Below are 16220 nucleotides of genomic sequence, written 5' to 3'. Positions count from 1 at the left end.
AAAAACGCCTCCATTATTGGAATAGCTGTTCAAACACCGCAAAGGTCTCCTCGCTCATCCGCCGGGTGGCAGTCAGACTGCTGGACAGCACGCTGCCGTTTGCGGCAAATTTCAGCGGCTTTTCCTTGCTTTTCGGATGGCCGAAGCGCAGCTGGGGCACGACCTCGTCGGGGAGCTGGCGGAGCTCGATCGAGCTGCCCTCCTCCCCCCACACCGCCCACTGGGAACAGCAGTTGAAGGGATTTTGGTGCTCCAGATGGGGCTTTTCCACCTGCCCCGACAGAGGAATGACCTGAATTCCTTCCGGCACATCCTCCAGGCGGTCAAAATGTCTGCAGTCCCAAGTCCAATAAAATGGGGCCTTGGCGCCAAACGCGTACCGACGTTCCAGGGCGACGCCTTCCGGAATCAGCGCGCTGTGCTGGGTCCCCAGCTCCCGCATGCAGTAGTCGAAGGCTTGCTCCCTGTGGGTCACCGGCAGGCGGGCCAGCACATACAGATGCTTGTTCATCTGGGTGACGGGAAAGACCACGTCCCCCACCTGGATGGAGGCGATGGTGGGCATCCGGGAATGAATGCTGCCATAGACCACCTTGATCGGGCCGGTATCCTCCGCCCTTTGGATCTCCTTCCACCGGTCCTGGGGCCAGCAGACCATATACCCCGCCATCTTACAGCACCTCTTTCGCTCTTCTGGTGACGTGACAGCTCACGTTCACCGCCACGGGCAGTCCGGCCACGTGGGTGGGGGCGGTCTCGATGGCCAGCCCCAGGCAGGTGGTCCTTCCGCCGAAGCCCTGGGGACCGATGCCCAGGGCGTTGACCGCCTCCAGCAGCTCATCCTCCAGGGCCTTGTAGAAGGGATCGGGGTTGGGCTCGTCCAGCGGGCGGAGCAGGGCGTGCTTGGCCAGGGCGGCCACCTTGTCGAAGGAGCCGCCGATCCCGATGCCCAGCACGGTGGGCGGGCAGGGGTTGGGCCCAGCCAGCCGGACCGTCTCCACCACGAACCGCTTCACGCCCTCCACCCCGTCGGCGGGCTTGAGCATGGCAAGGCGGCTCATGTTCTCCGAGCCGAAGCCCTTGGGGACCACCGTGACGGTACACCGGTCTCCAGGAACAATACGCACTGTAATCGAAGCAGGGGTGTTATCCTCTGTGTTGACCCGGCGCAGGGGGTCGGCCACGATGGATTTCCGCAAAAAGCCCTCGCCGTAGCCCCAGCGGACCCCCTCGTGGATGGCCGCTTCAAACTCCCCCTCGATGTGGACCTCCTGGCCCAGTTCCACAAAGACGCAGGCCATGCCGGTATCCTGACAGATGGGCAGGCTCTGTTCTCCGGCCTGGACCAGGTTGTCCTGAAGCAGGGAGAGGGTCTCCTCCGCCAAGGGCCAGGGCTCGGCCTGACGGAAGCGGTCCAGGGCGGCGGCCACGTCGGCGGGCAGGCGGGTGTTGGCCTGGAGGCACAGCCGGGCCACGGCATCGCGGATCAGAGCGGCAGAAATGGTTCGCATGGAAAAAACTTCCTCTCTGTATGCATTTCTGCTTCATTTTACCATATGAAAAGCAGCCTTTCAATGAGTAACCACGAAAAAAGAGCGTGCCGCAGACATAAAATCTGCAGCACGCTTTTTCCCCGTGGGACCTCCGCCGCCGTCAGCAGCAGCTTCCACAGCAGGTCCCCCCGGCGGATGCGGACATATTTTACTCTTCCACAACGGTAAGAATATCGGTGAGCCGGCAGTCCAGCGACTGGATAATCCGGCCCAGATTGTAGCCGTCCAGACGGTAGACCTTGTTTTTGTAGTAACTGTCAATAACGTGATATTGAATACCAGTACGCTTTGCAAGACTATATCGGCTGATGCCGTTGGTGTCTAAATAGTCGGCTAGACAAAACCGTACAACCTTCATCACTATACCCTCTCTTTGGTATATATCATACAAAAGCTATATGGTAATTGACAAGCAACGCCTTTAGGTATATTCTTAAATAGGTATATGTAATGGAGGTGAATATTATGACCGACTATCAAAAACCGTACCATCTTCTCTTCAACGCGATCACGGACGCGCTGGAGGCGCTGGAGCGCTTGGACGTACCTGCCGCCACCCGTCTGCTGCAGGACGCCCAGATCAAAGCGGAGGAGCATATAATAGGGGAACCGTAGAACAGGGCGCGCCGGTTGGCGCGCCCTGTCCCTTCTGCAAAAAATATTCACAAAATAAAAAATACCTCTTGACTTTAACAATTCTTTGCGTTACACTTCAACGGTACAAAGTATCAAAGCAGGCACAAAGGAGAGGACTGTTTCCTATGGCAATCAAAATGATTCTGCTGCTGGTATTTTTCGGGGTTATGGTGGGCATTGGCCTGTACTGCCGGAAAAATGCCACTGACGTCAACGGCTTCGTGCTGGGCGGACGCTCCGTGGGGCCCTGGCTCACCGCCTTTGCCTACGGCACGTCTTATTTCTCCGCCGTGGTCTTCGTGGGCTACGCCGGTCAATTTGGCTGGAAGTACGGCATTGCCGCCACCTGGGCGGGCATCGGCAACGCGGTTTTGGGGTCTTTGCTGGCCTGGGTGGTGCTGGGCCGGCGCACCCGCATTATGACCCAGCATCTGGACTCCGCCACCATGCCTGAGTTTTTTGGCAAGCGGTTCGGCTCCACCTCTTTGAAGATCACCGCCTCGGTGATCATCTTCATCTTCCTGATCCCCTACACCGCCAGCCTGTACAACGGTCTGTCCCGGCTGTTCGGCATGGCCTTTGACATCGACTACTCCGTGTGCGTCGTTGTCATGGCGATCCTGACCGGCGTCTACGTCATCGCCGGCGGCTATATGGCCACCGCCATCAACGACTTTATCCAGGGCATCATCATGCTCTTCGGCATTTGCGCCGTCATCTTCGCGGTGCTCCACAGCCAGGGCGGCTTCCTGGCCGCTCTGGAGGGGCTGGCCAAGATCCCCGCTGAGGAGACCGCCGGTCCGGTGGCGGGCGCGCCCGGTATCTTCGCCTCCTTCTTCGGCCCCGACCCGGTGAACCTGCTGGGCGTGGTGATCCTCACCTCCCTGGGCACCTGGGGCCTGCCCCAGATGGTCCAGAAATTCTACGCCATCAAGAGCGAAAAATCCATTAACACCGGCACGGTGGTCTCCACCGTCTTCGCGCTGGTGGTGGCGGGCGGCTGCTACTTCCTGGGCGGCTTTGGCCGGCTGTTCTCCGACAAGATCGACATCGCCGCCAATGGCTACGACTCCGTCGTGCCCACCATGCTCTCCGGCCTGCCGGAGATCCTGCTGGCCGTGGTGGTGATCCTGGTGCTGTCCGCATCCATGTCCACCCTCAGCTCCCTGGTGCTCACCTCCAGCTCCACCCTCACCCTGGACCTGCTGAAGGGCCACGTCATCAAGAAGATGGACGAGAAACAGCAGGTGTCCATCATGCGGTGCCTCATCGTGGTGTTTATCGCCATCTCGGTGGTGCTGGCCATCATCCAGTACAAATCCACCGTCACCTTCATCGCCCAGCTGATGGGCGTGTCCTGGGGCGCACTGGCGGGCGCCTTCCTGGCCCCCTTCCTCTACGGTCTGTACTGGAAGGGCGCCACCAAAACCGCCTGCTGGGTCAGCTTCATCTTCTCCACAGCGGTCATGCTGGCGGATATCTCCCCTCTGAAGGTCCACTTCCCCACCCTGCTGGTCTCCCCCATTAACTGCGGCGCGTTCTGCATGATCGCCGGGCTGATCATCGTGCCGGTGGTCTCCCTCGTCACCGCCAAGCCCGAGAAGAGGCTGGTGGACGACGCCTTCTCCTGCTACGACGAGAGGGTCACCGTCCGCAAGAGCCAGACCCTGGGCGACCCCTCCTGACAAAAAATCCCCTTTTCCTCTTTTAAATTGGCAGAACCTGTGGTATGCTTAGGTCTATCGCAGGTTCTGCCAACTTTTCCAGAAAGGAATCCTGTCCCCATGATTTTCGACATCCACACGCATACCTTCCCCGACAAAATTGCCAGGGCCACCATTGAAAAGCTCCAATCCATGTGCCACACCGCGGCCTTTTCCGACGGCACCGAGGCAGGGCTGACTGCCTCCATGGCCGCCGCCGGGGTGGAGGGCTGTCTGGTCCTCCCCGTGGCCACCAACGCCCGGCAGGTGGTCCATGTCAACGACGCCTCCGCCCGCCTTAACGACACCGGCCCGGAAACCGGCCTGTGGTCCTTCGGCTGCATGCACCCCGATTTTTCGGACTGGAAGGCCGAGCTGGCCCGGATCGCAGACCTGGGGATGAAGGGGGTCAAGCTCCACCCCATCTATCAGGGCATCGACTTTGACGACCTCCGCTACCTGCGCATCCTGGACCGCTGCGGCGAGCTGGGGCTGGCCGTCCTCACCCACGCGGGGCGGGACATCGGCTTCCCCGACCGGGACCACTGCACGCCCGAAATGACCCGAAGCGCCCTGCGTCAGGTGGGGCCGGTGACTCTGATCCTGGCCCACATGGGGGGCTGGCGGGAGTGGGACCGGGTGGAGGAGCTGCTGCCGGACACCGGCGTCTATCTGGACACCGCCTTCGCCCTGGGCCGCATCGCCCCCCTGGGAGACGGCTACTACGGCCCCTCCGACCTGCCCCTGATGGAGGTGGAGCAGTTTGTCCGCATGGTGCGCAAATTCCCCGGCCGGGTCCTCTTCGGCACCGACAGCCCCTGGCGGGACCAGACCGAGGGCATTGCTCTCATTGAGGAGCTGCCCCTCACCCGGGAGGAGAAGGACGGCATTCTGGGCGGCTGCGCCCAAAGGCTGTTCGGATTTCAACGAAGCCATTAAGGAGCGATCGTATGTACATCGACCAGACCAAATACACCACCCGCCCCACCGGCGGCCGCATCCCTCAGGAGTTCGCCATCTATGACCGGCTGGAGGAGCTGTCCATCCCCTACGTCCGGGTGGACCACGACCACGCCGACACCATTGAGATCTGCCACGAGGTGGAGAAGGTGCTGGGCTCCCAGATCTGCAAAAACCTGTTTCTCTGCAACCGGCAGCAGACTGAGTTTTATCTGCTGATGATGCCGGGGGACAAGCCCTTCAAGACCAAGTTTCTCTCCGCCCAGCTGGGCTGCTCCCGGCTGTCCTTCGCCGATGACGGCCATATGCGGGACTACCTCCAAACCATTCCCGGCTCCGTCTCCGCTCTGGAGCTGCTGTTTGACACCGGACATCACGTTCAGCTGGTCATCGACCGGGACCTGTTGACCGACGAGTACATCAGCGGCCACCCCGGCATCTCGACCTCCACCCTCCGCCTGAAGCGGGAGGACCTTCTCCAGTTCGTGGAGTCCACCGGCCACTCCCCCATCTATATCGACCTGCCCGACCCCCGGAAAGAGGAGGTCTGACCCCATGGACAGAGGGAAGCTTGCAGCGCTGGCGCTGTGTTTTGCCCTCCTCTCCGCCTGCGGGACGGCTCAGCCGCCGGAGCACAGCGCGCCGGACCCGGAGTGGGAGCAGGAGGTCTATTCCAGCGGTTACACGGCGGGGTATCAGGAGGGTTACCGGCAGGGAGAGGCCAAGCGGCCCCTCCCGGAGGAGGGCGGCTCCTCCGAACCGGAAGAGCTCCCGCCCGAGCTGGACCCTTCCGGCTTTGTAGAGCTTTCCCAGGCCGTCCCCGACGCCATCCTGGAGCTTCGCTACTACTCCACCTACAACTTTGTGGGGGAACGGATCGACGGCTATGAGGCTCCTGTGGCCCTCCTCACCCAGGAGGCCGCCTCCGCCCTGCGGGAGGTGAGCGCCGAGCTGGCGGAGCAGGGCTACCGGCTCAAGGTCTACGACGCCTACCGCCCCCAGCTGGCAGTGGACCACTTTCAGCGGTGGGCTGCGGACCTGGAGGACGCCCGCATGAAGGAGTATTTCTACCCCTCACTGGACAAGTCCGCGCTGTTCTCCCAGGGCTACATCTCCTCCAAGTCCGGCCACAGCCGGGGTTCCACTGTGGATCTGACCCTGTTCGACATGAAGACAGGCAAAGAGGTGGACATGGGCGGCGTCTTCGACTATTTTGGAACACGCTCCCACCCCAATTACACCGACGGACTGACCGATGAGCAGATCGCAAACCGCGCGCTCCTGCGGGAGGCCATGCTCGCTCACGGCTTCAAGGGGATCAACACCGAGTGGTGGCATTTTACCTTAAGGAACGAACCATATCCGGACACATATTTTAACTTCCCGGTGGCACTGCTGCCATGACCGTCCGGGAAAGGAGGCGCACAAATGCTTCGGCGTTTTTTGGATCACATGCGGACCCAGGGCTGTCAGGTGGAGACCGGACCAGCCCCTCCGCTCCCGGAATGGATTACGGACCGGTATCACAGCCTTCCGGAGCTGTGGCTCCAATTCATTGGCGAGGTCCGGGAGCTGTTCACCCCCGATGAGACGGTCTGGTTTCTATGCGCGGAGGACTACGACACACGCCTGGACCACGCCTGGCGCTGGAACGAGTGGGAACAGCTCAGCCTGGAAAACGCGGAGGGCGACCGGGAGTGGACCGGCCAGATCAGCGCCTTTTGGGACCAACATCTGCCCATTGTCCTGTCGGTGCGGAACGGCTACGCCTACTACGCCATCTCCATGACGGACGGCTCGGTGGTATACGGCTGCGGGCCGGAATTTGAAGCGTGCGAAACGGCCGCCCCTTCCTTTGCAGAATTTTTGGAGCGCCTCATGGACGGGACCATTCAGATCTGACACAACAGCACCGGCTTTTCTGGAAAGCCGGTGCTGTTTCTTACGCCTTGCGCAGGATGCCCATGGGGGTGCACTCCTCCCCCTGGCCCAGGGGGTTGTCCCCAAGCGCCCGAGCCAGCCAGTCCATGGTGGGCTGCTTTTCGGAGAAGCCCAGGATGTTGGCCCCCAGATCGTTGATGTCCACAATGGCGACGGGATATCCAAGCGCCTGTGCCAGGCGCTTGGCCGTCCCCATGGGGTCGGCGGGGGTGAGGACCACGTAGTGGTCATAGGGCGGGATGGTGCCCTCGGTGGGGCCGTCGATGCCCCGGGCCTTGGGACCGGCCACGTGGTAGAACCAGCCCTTCTTGCCCAGGATTTTACCGATCACCGAGCAGAAGGCGGCGAACAGGATCCGCAGGGTGCCGCACTCCTGGAGGGCCATCTCCATGGTCTCCGGGATGCCCAGGCCAATGCCGGCAGGGGTCTTGGTGACGTAGCGGCTCAGGGTGACGGCCAGCTTCCGGGGCTTGATGTCCTCCATGGGGATGGCCCGGCTCTGGGTACAGGCCACCGCCTTTTCGGAGATGAACAAAATATCTCCCGCCTGCAGCTTGTCCTTGGGGTACTGGTTGATGACGTTCACCATGTCGTCGTCCTTGGTGATCAGGTGGGTTTTTACGGGGATGCGCAGATAATCCACGCCGTCCACGGTACGGATCAGCTGTTTTCCGGGATTAGCGTTGTACTGTTCCATGGAGCAGGACTCCTCTCATTGGTTCAAAAATTTCCTGGGTTATTATACCACCATTCTTCCCCAAAGGCTACTCATTTTCCAAATTTAACAATTCGCCCAACAGAGAGTTCTCCTTCACGGCGGTGACCTGGACCTTCCGCAGCTGGTTGTGGAGGTTTTCTTCGCTGCGGACCCCCACCCTGCAGTACTGACGGGTGTGGCCCCACCACAGGCCGTCCCGCTCCTCCTCAAAGAGGACGGTCACCCTGTCCCACTGCTCCAGATAGCTGTGCTCCATCCTTGCGGCCGCCTCCGCAGCCACCCGGGCCCGCTCCTCCTTAACGGCCTTCGGCACTTGGCCAGGCATGGAGGCCGCCGGGGTTCCGGGGCGCTTGGAGTAGGGGAAGATGTGCATGGAGGCAAAGGCGCACCGCTCGGCAAAGTCCAGCGACTCATAAAACTCCTCATCGGTCTCTCCGGGGAAGCCCACGATCATGTCAGCGGTGATGGCGGGAACAGGATTCTGAAAATAGTTCCAGATCAGGCCCACGCTCTCCATAAACCGGCCGGCGTCATACTTCCGGTTCATCCGCTTCAGAGTGGCGTCACAGCCCGACTGGAGGGACAGGTGGAAGTGGGGACACAGGTTGGGAAGCTCCGCCGCCCGCCGGCAGAATTCCTCGGTGATGGTCCGGGGCTCCAGGGAGCCCAGGCGGATACGGCAGTCCGGGGCGGCGGCGCACACCGCCTCGATCAGGTCGATGAGCTCCGGCCTTCCCTCCAGGTCCCGGCCCCAGGAGGATATTTCGATGCCGGTAAGGACCAGCTCCTTATAGCCCTCCGCCGCCAGGCGTTCCGCCTCCGCCGCCGCGCTCGCCAGGGGCAGCGAGCGGACCGGGCCCCGGGCGTACGGGATAATGCAGTAGGTGCAGAAGTTGACGCAGCCGTCCTCCACCTTGAGCATGGCGCGGGTGCGGCCCTCCAGCCCCCCGGCGGGGAGGGCCTCGAAGACACGGCGCTTCATGGCGTCGTCCAGGGCGGTAACCGGCCGGCGCTCCGCCCAGGTCCGCTCCACCAGCTCCGCAAAGCCGAGACGGTCTCCGGTGCCCGCCACCAGGTCCACGGGCAGGTCCGCCATGTCCGACCGGTGGGTCTGGGGGTAACAGCCGCACACAGCCACCAGAGCCTCTGGTGACCGCTTCCTGGCCTGCCGGACGGCCTGCCGGGATTTTTTATCGCTCACCGCCGTGACGGTGCAGGTGTTGATGATGTAGACGTCCGCCTCCCCCTCGAAGGGGACCAGGGTGTGCCCCCGCCCGGTGAACAGCTGCTCCAGGGCCTGGGTCTCGTACTGGTTGACCTTGCAGCCCAGGGTATAAAAGGCGACAGTCATGCGCCGTGCTCCGGGACCACAGCGAAAAAGGTCAGGTCAGAGTCGCTGTCGTTGATGAGGCTGTGCTCGTGGCCCTTGGGACAGTAGTGGACCGACCCGGCGGACAGGGGCTCGTACGCCCCGTCGCACAGCACCTTGCCCGTACCGGACAGGATGCAGATGATCTCGCTGCTGGTGTCGTGGGTGTGCAGGCCGATGGTGCAGCCGGGGGCCAGCAGGCCCTTCATGATCTTGTTGTGCTCGTCCACATGCATGTGGGACGCCACCTGTCCCTCACCTCCCCGCATGTTGGGGATGACGGTCTCCGGGATCTGGTCAAAGTTGATCAACATATTGTTTTCCTCCTCATTTAAGCTTGTATGTCTTTTGTGGGAAAGCCCAGCGCCTCCAGCCTGGAGGACAGAGCTTCGATCAGGGGTGCGCCGAACAGCCAGAGCTCCCGCCGCCAGGGGTGGCCCAGGTAACCCCAGTTCAGGTCCCGCTGGACAAAAAAGTAGTAATCGCCATCGGGGTAGAAGTCGGGAAAATAGGCGTTGTAGCCCCCGCCGTTGTATCGGGCGTCCTCCACCCACTGGACATGCTTTGAAATAGGCCGCCGGGGATCATAGCGGAAACAGCTGTGGTGCCAATCCAGAGCGTAAATCCAGTCGTCCTCCCCCAGGCAGTCCGCCAGGGCCTGGACCACGGCGGCGCTGAAGTCCTCATACCGCTGGTCCACAGGGAAATAGATCAAATCGTGGACCACCCAGGGTTCAGGGAGCCGGAAGGGCGCCTGGCTGACCCGGATGCTGGGCTGGAATTGCAGCTCTGTGTTGATCCGGTCCCAAATCTGGCGGCACTCCTCATCCCCCAAGATGGAATAGAAGGTATCCATTTGCTTACCTCTCCTTCCCGGTCAATTCTTCCACAATGCGCTGGGAAAAGTAGGAAATATCCTCATGTTCTGAGGAGACAAGCCCGGCAAACACCGGCAGGTGGTTGGTCAGCTTCTCCCGCAGCTGCTTCTCCCAATCCGTCTCCGCGCTTCTCCCGGTGCAGGCGGCAAAGCCCAGGAAAATGTCCAGCAGCTCCACCTTCAGTTCGTCGTCCAGCTCCTGCAAGTCGAGCATCAGAACGTCGCAGGCAGGCAGGGCGGCGGAGGACACATAGGCGTGCTGGTGGCACAGACCGGCCCACAGGTCGCTGGCGGCCTGCATGGACCTGTTCCAGTCTCCGGAGAACAGCTCCCCCAGGGAGCGGGGGACGCTGGGGGTCTGCCCGCACTGGAAATGGGGGATATCCTGGGCGGCATTGCCGTAGGCGGTCTCATATTGGGACCAGTCCACCGCCTCGATCAGCCGCTTCGCCACGGCACACTTTACTCTGTAATCTCCGCCGGGGGAGAGGGGCGGCAGGGCGCGCCACTCCGCTTTGCTGATGGGCTCTGTCTGGTCAAAGACGTTGGACTTTCTGCCGCAGTCGATGTCTCCCCAGGAGAACCAGATGTCCCTGGCGTCCTCCGGCAGGGTGTAGTCCTCCTGATGGCCGATGATCCGCCACTCCCCCTCGCTTTTCCGGTCGAACAGGCTGTAGGTGTCCAGCGGGGTCACCAGGAGACGGCCCGCGCGGAGGATATCCTCCTCGGTTATCACCGGCTGCTCGGAGGTATAATCAAAAATCTCCACGATATGGAAGATCACCTTGGCCATAACCCGCCCGAAGCGGTAGGTGCGGTGGTCGTACCGGAAGCAGAAAATATCCCCGAATTTGATGTACCGCAGCATGGTCCGCGGCTTTTTCTCCCAGCCCCACAGCATTATCATGTGGGTTCCTCCCCGGCAGGCAACGGCCCGGTGAACTCGCAGCGGCTGCCGTTCCAAAATTTGTCGGCGTAGTCAAAAATGTGGTCCCCCGTATTGCCGTCCCCCCAGAAGAGCAGCCGATCGTGGTCGAAGACGAACTCACAGCCGTCCTCCGGAGCTTCATACTCATATTCCAGCTGGGAAATAAAGGAAAACACCGCGATATCGTCCTTTACATCGTTCAGATTGATTTGAATCGTACGGATGAAATCCTGCTCCGACCTGGCCTTGTGGAGGTCCGCCAATGTTTTCACCACACCGTGTTCGGTTTCGCTCCCCACCCCGGCGGGGCCGAACACCGGAAGCATGGCCTCCAGCGAGGTCTCATAGAGGGTCCGGATGTGTCCGGTGACAAAGCCCAGGGTGTTTTTCAGCAGCTCCTCCCGGCCCTCCTGGAAGCCAATCGCACACAAAATCGCTTTGGAGCGCCCGGAATATGGGCCGTCCCACTTCAATTTGATCCGCACACGGTACTTTTCAAACTGCTCATATTTTTCGTGGCGCATAATGGCCAGGTGCTTCTGGAATGCTGCTTCATCATAGGGATAGATCATACCGGTTCCTCCAAATCTCCGGGCAGCAGCTCCATGAGCTGCTCCTTGGTGGGTTCCTCCAGCTGGGACACCCGGTCGGCCTGCCGGGCTACCGCCTGCTCAAAGCGGTTGCGCACGTCCCGGGCGTTGCCGAAGTTTTCGTCCCTCTCCTCGTACAGCTCCTGGAGGTCCTTTTCCAGGAACTTCTCCCCCTCCTCCGAGAGCGTGTAGCCGTTCTTTTGGCACATGGACCGGAAAATTTCCATCAGCTGTTTGCCGTCGTAGTCCTCAAAGAAGAAGTATTTGTTAAACCGGGACTCCAAACCGGGATTGGAGTGGATGAACTGCTCCATCCGGTCGGTGTACCCCGCCACAATGACGATCAGGTCCTTCCGGTGGTCCTCCATGTTCTTGAGGATGACCTCAATGGCCTCGTGGCCGAAGTCGTTGGGGCTGTCGGCATTGACCAGGGCGTAGGCTTCGTCGATGAACAGCACCCCGCCAACGGCTTTCTGGACCGCCTCCTGGGCCTTCAGGGCGGTCTGACCCACAAAGCCGGCCACCAGGCCGGACCGGTCCACCTCCACCAGCTGGCCCTTGGACAGCACTCCCACGGCGTGGTAGATGTTCGCCAGCAGACGGGCCACGGTGGTCTTGCCGGTGCCAGGGTTGCCCATGAACACCAGATGCAGGGACATGGGCGGCACCGGCAGGCCCGCCTCCTCCCGCAGACGGCGCACCTTTACCAGATTGATGAGGCTTTTCACATCCTTCTTCACCCGCTCCAGGCCGCACAGGGCGTCCAGCTGGGCCAGCAGCTCGTCCAATGTGGGCTCGGGCTCCTGCGCGGGAGGCTCCTCCTGCTTGGCCGGGGCCGTCTCCGCTTTGACGGCGGGGGCGGCGGGTTGGCCGGGCTTGGGCGCCACGAACTCGTCCACCCGGATCGCAGGCCGGTCGGAGCGCAGGCCGTCCTTGTTGCACAGCTCCAGCAGAAGATCGCTGCAGGCGTTGACAAAGCCCGCCTCGCTCTCGCTGACCACCCCGTCCACCGCCGCGAAGAGGAGCAGGAGGAGGGTCAGTTGGTCGGCGAACCGCCGGGCCAGGGAGGTGCCCTTCATCCGGTCGTACCGGCGCAGGTCCTCAAAAAAGGCCGGGGGCTGGAACAGATCGAAGTTGGCCACCCCGGAGGCCACCTCCCAGTACAGGGCGGAGGGCACTGGGTTGCCGGGGGTCCAGATGGCGTTGTAGAACTCCACGTGCCGGGGGGTGATGGAGCTGGCGTTGTCCGCCTGCCACACCCCCAGGACGTACTGGCGGATATAGCCGTCCACCTGGCGGCTGAAGGCCAGCCGCAGGGAGGGATCGGGGATCAGCTTGCGGAAGGCGGCGGCCACCTCGGTGTACTGCTTGTGGACCTCACTGGCGGTCATAGTGGTAGGCATGGCGGACACATCTCCTAAGTTTTGGTGGTTCCATTATAGTAAAAAGGGGCCGGCGGGTCAAGTGGGGACCGGAGTCTTCCGGGACGATTGACATAAAATCGTGAATTTTTTATTATTTCGACCGATACTGGTTGACGGGAAGGAAAATTCCCTGTAAAATAGAACTCGTCTTCAAATCAGTCTTTATACATTAGCTTGGAGGAAACAACCATGGCAGATCGAGTAACACCCCCGCCCAGCGGCGACAGCGGCGAGCCTCGTCCGGCGGCTCCCCGTCCCACCGGCGGCTACAGCGACCGTCCCCAGACTCCCCGCAGCTCCGGCGGTTATAGTGAGCGCCCCCCCCAGCCTGCCCGCACGTCCAGCGCCTTTGAGGACCGCCCTCAGACCTCCCGCAGCTCGGGCGGCTCCAGCGCCTATCCTCCCCGGTCCCAGCCCCCCCGGGTCCCCAGCAGCTCCGGACAGCGGCCCTCATCCGCCGCCCGCAGCTCCGGCGGCTACAGCGACCGCCCCCAGACCTCCCGCAGCAGCTCCGCCTATGGCGAGCGCCGCCCCGCCGCCCCCCGCAGCCCGGGCAGCTCCGCCGGACGGCAGACCTCTCCCCGGCGCATCGATGTGATCCGCTGTGAAAACTGCGGCGAGGACTACTCCACCACCTATAAGCGGTGCCCCTTCTGCGACGAGCGCCCCGGACGGGGCGGAGTCTCGGGCCGGCGTGTGTCCAACACCCGGGGCGGCGGCTATGGACGGCCTGTCAATCCCATCCAGATCGCCGGGCTGGTGATCTCCCTGGCCCTCATCGCCAGCGCGCTGTTCATTGTGATCCGCTTTGTGGGCGCGCCTATTTTTGGCGGCTCGGGCAAACCCGGCGCCAACAGCTCCGGGGCTGGAAGCTCCACCAACCAGAGCAGTCAGAGCGGTCAGATCAGCACCTCCGGCAGCCACTCCTCCACCGCGCCTCAATCGGTGCAGGCCATTACCCTGAACAACAGCGACTTCACCCTGGAGAATGGCGGCACCTTCCAGCTGATGGCGAGCCTGCTCCCGGTTGGAGCAATCGGAGAGGTATCCTGGTCCAGCAGCGACGTCACCCTGGCCACCGTGGACGCCACCGGCTTGGTGACCAATGTCAACACCGGCAGCGCCGACGCAACCGTTACCATCAGCGCCACCTGCAGCGGCGTCACCACCGAGACCTCGGTCACCTGCAAGGCGAGGTCCTCCGGCGGCACCGGAACGGCAGCCGTCGGGTCCAGAGGCCGGATTGTCAACGCCGAGAAGGGTCTGAACATCCGTTCCGGTCCGGGCACCAGCTACAGCGTGGTGGCCAGCGCCCAAAACGGCGCCACCATTACGATCCTGGGTGAGGAGAACGGCTTCTACAAAATCAACTACTCCGGGGACAACGTCGGATACGTATCCAAGGACTACGTCTCCATCGGATAACCAGAGAAAGGACCCGCTTCCGATATGGAAGCGGGTCCTTTTTTACTGCTCCTTTTGGCTCTCCAGATACTCATCGTAGGTCATCTTCCGGTCGATGAGTTTGCCGTCCGCGGTGAAGTCGAAGACCCGGTTGCACACGGTCTGGATCAGCTGGTGGTCGTGAGAAGCGATCAGTACGTTGCACTTGACAGCCTCCAGCCCCTTGTTCAGGGCGGCGATGGACTCCAGGTCCAGATGGTTGGTGGGCTGGTCCAGCATCAGGACGTTGGCCCCGGAGAGCATCATCCGGGACAGCATGCACCGTACCTTCTCCCCGCCGGACAGGACCTTCACCGGCTTGTGGACCTCGTCCCCGGAGAAAAGCATACGGCCCAGAAAGCCCCGGAGGTACTGCTCCTGGGGGTCGGGGGAGAACTGGCGCAGCCACTGGACCAGGTCGTCGTCATTCTCCTGGAAATAGGGGGTGTTGTCCTTGGGGAAGTAGGAGAAGGTGGCCGTCTGGCCCCACTTGACAGTGCCCTCGTCGGGCTCCAGCTCCCCGGCCAGAATTTTGAACAGGGCGGTGTGGGCGTTCTCGTTGTCCCCCACAAAGGCGATTTTCTCGTCGTGGCCCACAATGAAGCTCACCTTGTCCAGCACCTTCACCCCGTCGATGGTCTTGGACACGTCGGTGACGAAGAGGATGTCCTTGCCCACCTCCCGGTCGGGGGAGAAGCCCACCCAGGGGTAGCGGCGGGAGGAGGCGGGCATCTCCTCCACGGTGAGCTTATCCAGCAACTTGCGCCGGGCGGTGGCCTGCTTGCTCTTGGACTTGTTGGCGGAGAAGCGGGAGATGAAGTCCTGCAGCTCCTTGATCTTCTCCTCGTTGCGCTTGTTCTGGCTCTTGATCAGCTGCTGCACCAGCTGAGAGGACTCATACCAGAAGTCGTAGTTGCCCACATACATCTTGATTTTGCCGTAGTCGATGTCCACGATGTGGGTGCATACCGTGTTCAGGAAGTGCCGGTCGTGGGAGACCACGATCACGGTGCCCTCAAAGTCCAGCAGAAAGTCCTCCAGCCAGTTGACGGCGTCGATGTCCAGGTTGTTGGTGGGCTCGTCCATCATCAGCAGGTCGGGGTTGCCGAACAGCGCCTGGGCCAGCAGGACCTTCACCTTCAGACGGGCGTCCAGGGTGGCCATGTCGCTGCCGTGCAGCTCGGTGCCGATGCCAAGACCCTGGAGGATGCGGCTGGCGTCGCTCTCCGCCTCCCAGCCCCCCAGCTCGGTGTACTCCTCCTCCAGCTGGCAGGCCAGCATACCGTCCTCGTCGGTCATCTCCTCCTTGGCGTAGAGGGCCTCCTTCTCCTTGCCGATGTCGTACAGCCGCTGGTTGCCCATGATGACGGTGTCCATCACATTGTAGGCGTCATAGGCGTTCTGGTCCTGCTTCAGGACAGACATGCGGATATTGGGGAGTATGTTCACCTCGCCGGAGGTGGACTCCAGGTCTCCGGACAGGATCCGCAGGAAGGTGGATTTCCCGGCGCCGTTGGCGCCAATGATGCCGTAGCAGTTCCCCCGAAGGAACTGCAGGTCCACATGGGAAAACAGCGGCGTGCCGCTGTAATTCAGGCTCAGATCGGTAACAGTGATCATAGTCGCTTCTCCTTTCATGCTTGAACTGTGCGTGGACCATCATACCATAGACAACGAAAAAAAGACAGCGTTTTTTTGCAAAACGGCGTCTTTTTCTCGCGTTTTCTTTTGGGGAAAGTGACGGACCCTCCTGCGATCAAACCTCGCTGCTCTCCCGCTCCAGTGTGTAATGTTCCAGAGCGTATTCCAAAAACAGTCCGATCAGCTCATTGCGGCTGCGTCCGGTCTCCTTGGAAATATGGTCCATCTGGTTGACCATGGATTCCCGAAGCCGGACTGAGAAGGTCCGGTATCCATCTTCCCCCTTGGGCCGCTTAATTGTTACGATCAATGCGTCATTTGCCACGGAACCACCTCGTTTCGTCTTCATTCTACAACAATCGCGGCACCGCGGCTATGTTTAAATCCATGTTAGAATCTATGTTTATTTTTTTGTCCTATTTTCTTCCGAATCCATC

Annotated in this window: 19 protein-coding genes; 7 read left to right on the top strand and 12 right to left on the bottom strand. The window is 61.5% G+C overall.

Annotated features, from left to right (window positions below):
* Positions 1-13: 13 nt before the first annotated feature.
* The 3 genes from VV088_RS18865 to VV088_RS18855 form a co-directional block, all read right to left on the bottom strand.
* Complete coding sequence (locus VV088_RS18865; protein ID WP_334602207.1) at positions 14-670, bottom strand: hypothetical protein; 657 nt, start codon at positions 668-670, stop codon at positions 14-16.
* Between the two features lies 1 nt (position 671).
* Positions 672-1511, bottom strand: a complete 840-nt coding sequence (locus tag VV088_RS18860; RefSeq protein ID WP_334602206.1) for a fumarate hydratase — start codon at positions 1509-1511, stop codon at positions 672-674.
* A 190-nt stretch (positions 1512-1701) separates the two neighbouring features.
* Entirely contained in the window at positions 1702-1911 is a 210-nt protein-coding gene (locus tag VV088_RS18855; protein ID WP_334602205.1) for a helix-turn-helix domain-containing protein, read from the bottom strand.
* A 107-nt stretch (positions 1912-2018) separates the two neighbouring features.
* On the opposite strand from VV088_RS18855, the gene VV088_RS18850 reads away from it, so the two are divergent.
* The 6 genes from VV088_RS18850 to VV088_RS18825 all read left to right on the top strand — a co-directional run bounded on the left by VV088_RS18850 (position 2019) and on the right by VV088_RS18825 (position 6754).
* Positions 2019-2168: a hypothetical protein gene (locus tag VV088_RS18850; RefSeq protein WP_334602204.1), complete on the top strand. Its 150-nt coding sequence runs from the start codon at positions 2019-2021 to the stop codon at positions 2166-2168.
* A 146-nt stretch (positions 2169-2314) separates the two neighbouring features.
* Positions 2315-3874 (top strand): sodium:solute symporter family protein, encoded by a 1560-nt coding sequence (locus tag VV088_RS18845; protein ID WP_334602203.1) that lies wholly within the window; start codon positions 2315-2317, stop codon positions 3872-3874.
* A 99-nt stretch (positions 3875-3973) separates the two neighbouring features.
* On the top strand, positions 3974-4831 hold the full coding sequence (locus VV088_RS18840) for an amidohydrolase family protein (protein WP_334602202.1): 858 nt from the start codon (positions 3974-3976) through the stop codon (positions 4829-4831).
* A gap of 11 nt (positions 4832-4842) precedes the next feature.
* On the top strand, positions 4843-5403 hold the full coding sequence (locus VV088_RS18835) for a prolyl-tRNA synthetase associated domain-containing protein (RefSeq protein WP_334602201.1): 561 nt from the start codon (positions 4843-4845) through the stop codon (positions 5401-5403).
* A gap of 4 nt (positions 5404-5407) precedes the next feature.
* Entirely contained in the window at positions 5408-6256 is an 849-nt protein-coding gene (locus VV088_RS18830) for a M15 family metallopeptidase (RefSeq protein ID WP_334602200.1), read from the top strand.
* A gap of 24 nt (positions 6257-6280) precedes the next feature.
* The gene (locus VV088_RS18825; protein ID WP_334602199.1) at positions 6281-6754 is read left to right on the top strand and encodes an SMI1/KNR4 family protein; all 474 of its coding nucleotides are present in this window, start codon (positions 6281-6283) and stop codon (positions 6752-6754) included.
* 40 nt (positions 6755-6794) lie between these two features.
* On the opposite strand, the gene VV088_RS18820 is transcribed toward VV088_RS18825, so the two are convergent.
* From VV088_RS18820 to VV088_RS18790, 7 genes are all read right to left on the bottom strand, one after another.
* Positions 6795-7490, bottom strand: coding sequence for a coenzyme F420-0:L-glutamate ligase (locus VV088_RS18820; RefSeq protein WP_334602197.1), 696 nt, complete (start codon positions 7488-7490; stop codon positions 6795-6797).
* A 67-nt stretch (positions 7491-7557) separates the two neighbouring features.
* A complete protein-coding gene (mtaB, locus tag VV088_RS18815; protein WP_334602195.1) occupies positions 7558-8862 on the bottom strand; it encodes a tRNA (N(6)-L-threonylcarbamoyladenosine(37)-C(2))-methylthiotransferase MtaB in 1305 nt (434 codons plus the stop codon).
* On the bottom strand, positions 8859-9194 hold the full coding sequence (locus tag VV088_RS18810; protein WP_334602194.1) for a cupin domain-containing protein: 336 nt from the start codon (positions 9192-9194) through the stop codon (positions 8859-8861). The genes mtaB and VV088_RS18810 overlap by 4 nt, the downstream gene beginning before the upstream one ends.
* Positions 9195-9211: 17 nt before the next feature.
* Complete coding sequence (locus VV088_RS18805) at positions 9212-9736, bottom strand: DUF2716 domain-containing protein (protein WP_334602193.1); 525 nt, start codon at positions 9734-9736, stop codon at positions 9212-9214.
* Positions 9737-9740: 4 nt separating this feature from the next.
* On the bottom strand, positions 9741-10664 hold the full coding sequence (locus tag VV088_RS18800) for an immunity 26/phosphotriesterase HocA family protein (RefSeq protein WP_334602192.1): 924 nt from the start codon (positions 10662-10664) through the stop codon (positions 9741-9743).
* Positions 10661-11257 (bottom strand): hypothetical protein, encoded by a 597-nt coding sequence (locus VV088_RS18795; protein WP_334602191.1) that lies wholly within the window; start codon positions 11255-11257, stop codon positions 10661-10663. The genes VV088_RS18800 and VV088_RS18795 overlap by 4 nt, the downstream gene beginning before the upstream one ends.
* Positions 11254-12678, bottom strand: a complete 1425-nt coding sequence (locus VV088_RS18790) for an AAA family ATPase (protein WP_334602190.1) — start codon at positions 12676-12678, stop codon at positions 11254-11256. The genes VV088_RS18795 and VV088_RS18790 overlap by 4 nt, the downstream gene beginning before the upstream one ends.
* Before the next feature lie 210 nt (positions 12679-12888).
* Between VV088_RS18790 and VV088_RS18785 the strand changes: the two genes are divergently transcribed.
* A complete protein-coding gene (locus tag VV088_RS18785) occupies positions 12889-14124 on the top strand; it encodes an SH3 domain-containing protein (RefSeq protein WP_334602189.1) in 1236 nt (411 codons plus the stop codon).
* 42 nt (positions 14125-14166) lie between these two features.
* On the opposite strand, the gene VV088_RS18780 is transcribed toward VV088_RS18785, so the two are convergent.
* The gene (locus tag VV088_RS18780; RefSeq protein ID WP_334602188.1) at positions 14167-15762 is read right to left on the bottom strand and encodes an ABC-F family ATP-binding cassette domain-containing protein; all 1596 of its coding nucleotides are present in this window, start codon (positions 15760-15762) and stop codon (positions 14167-14169) included.
* Between the two features lie 136 nt (positions 15763-15898).
* Complete coding sequence (locus tag VV088_RS18775) at positions 15899-16108, bottom strand: CopG family transcriptional regulator (protein ID WP_325229016.1); 210 nt, start codon at positions 16106-16108, stop codon at positions 15899-15901.
* Between the last annotated feature and the right edge of the window lie 112 nt (positions 16109-16220).

Origin of the sequence: Lawsonibacter sp. JLR.KK007 (genome assembly GCF_036941135.1) — a bacterium.
GTDB lineage: Bacteria > Bacillota > Clostridia > Oscillospirales > Oscillospiraceae > Lawsonibacter.
Note: the sequence above shows the minus strand (reverse complement) of the source record. Positions and strands in the feature narration are given on the sequence as shown.

Coding starts and splice junctions, on each gene's coding strand:
- VV088_RS18805 (WP_334602193.1), bottom strand. CDS start 9,736: ATGGATACCTTCTATTCCATCTTGGGGGATGAGGAGTGCCGCCAGATT.
- VV088_RS18790 (WP_334602190.1), bottom strand. CDS start 12,678: ATGCCTACCACTATGACCGCCAGTGAGGTCCACAAGCAGTACACCGAG.
- VV088_RS18825 (WP_334602199.1), top strand. CDS start 6,281: ATGCTTCGGCGTTTTTTGGATCACATGCGGACCCAGGGCTGTCAGGTG.
- VV088_RS18820 (WP_334602197.1), bottom strand. CDS start 7,490: ATGGAACAGTACAACGCTAATCCCGGAAAACAGCTGATCCGTACCGTG.
- VV088_RS18810 (WP_334602194.1), bottom strand. CDS start 9,194: ATGTTGATCAACTTTGACCAGATCCCGGAGACCGTCATCCCCAACATG.
- VV088_RS18855 (WP_334602205.1), bottom strand. CDS start 1,911: ATGAAGGTTGTACGGTTTTGTCTAGCCGACTATTTAGACACCAACGGC.
- VV088_RS18860 (WP_334602206.1), bottom strand. CDS start 1,511: ATGCGAACCATTTCTGCCGCTCTGATCCGCGATGCCGTGGCCCGGCTG.
- VV088_RS18830 (WP_334602200.1), top strand. CDS start 5,408: ATGGACAGAGGGAAGCTTGCAGCGCTGGCGCTGTGTTTTGCCCTCCTC.
- VV088_RS18785 (WP_334602189.1), top strand. CDS start 12,889: ATGGCAGATCGAGTAACACCCCCGCCCAGCGGCGACAGCGGCGAGCCT.
- VV088_RS18780 (WP_334602188.1), bottom strand. CDS start 15,762: ATGATCACTGTTACCGATCTGAGCCTGAATTACAGCGGCACGCCGCTG.
- mtaB (WP_334602195.1), bottom strand. CDS start 8,862: ATGACTGTCGCCTTTTATACCCTGGGCTGCAAGGTCAACCAGTACGAG.
- VV088_RS18865 (WP_334602207.1), bottom strand. CDS start 670: ATGGCGGGGTATATGGTCTGCTGGCCCCAGGACCGGTGGAAGGAGATC.
- VV088_RS18845 (WP_334602203.1), top strand. CDS start 2,315: ATGGCAATCAAAATGATTCTGCTGCTGGTATTTTTCGGGGTTATGGTG.
- VV088_RS18800 (WP_334602192.1), bottom strand. CDS start 10,664: ATGATAATGCTGTGGGGCTGGGAGAAAAAGCCGCGGACCATGCTGCGG.
- VV088_RS18840 (WP_334602202.1), top strand. CDS start 3,974: ATGATTTTCGACATCCACACGCATACCTTCCCCGACAAAATTGCCAGG.
- VV088_RS18850 (WP_334602204.1), top strand. CDS start 2,019: ATGACCGACTATCAAAAACCGTACCATCTTCTCTTCAACGCGATCACG.
- VV088_RS18795 (WP_334602191.1), bottom strand. CDS start 11,257: ATGATCTATCCCTATGATGAAGCAGCATTCCAGAAGCACCTGGCCATT.
- VV088_RS18835 (WP_334602201.1), top strand. CDS start 4,843: ATGTACATCGACCAGACCAAATACACCACCCGCCCCACCGGCGGCCGC.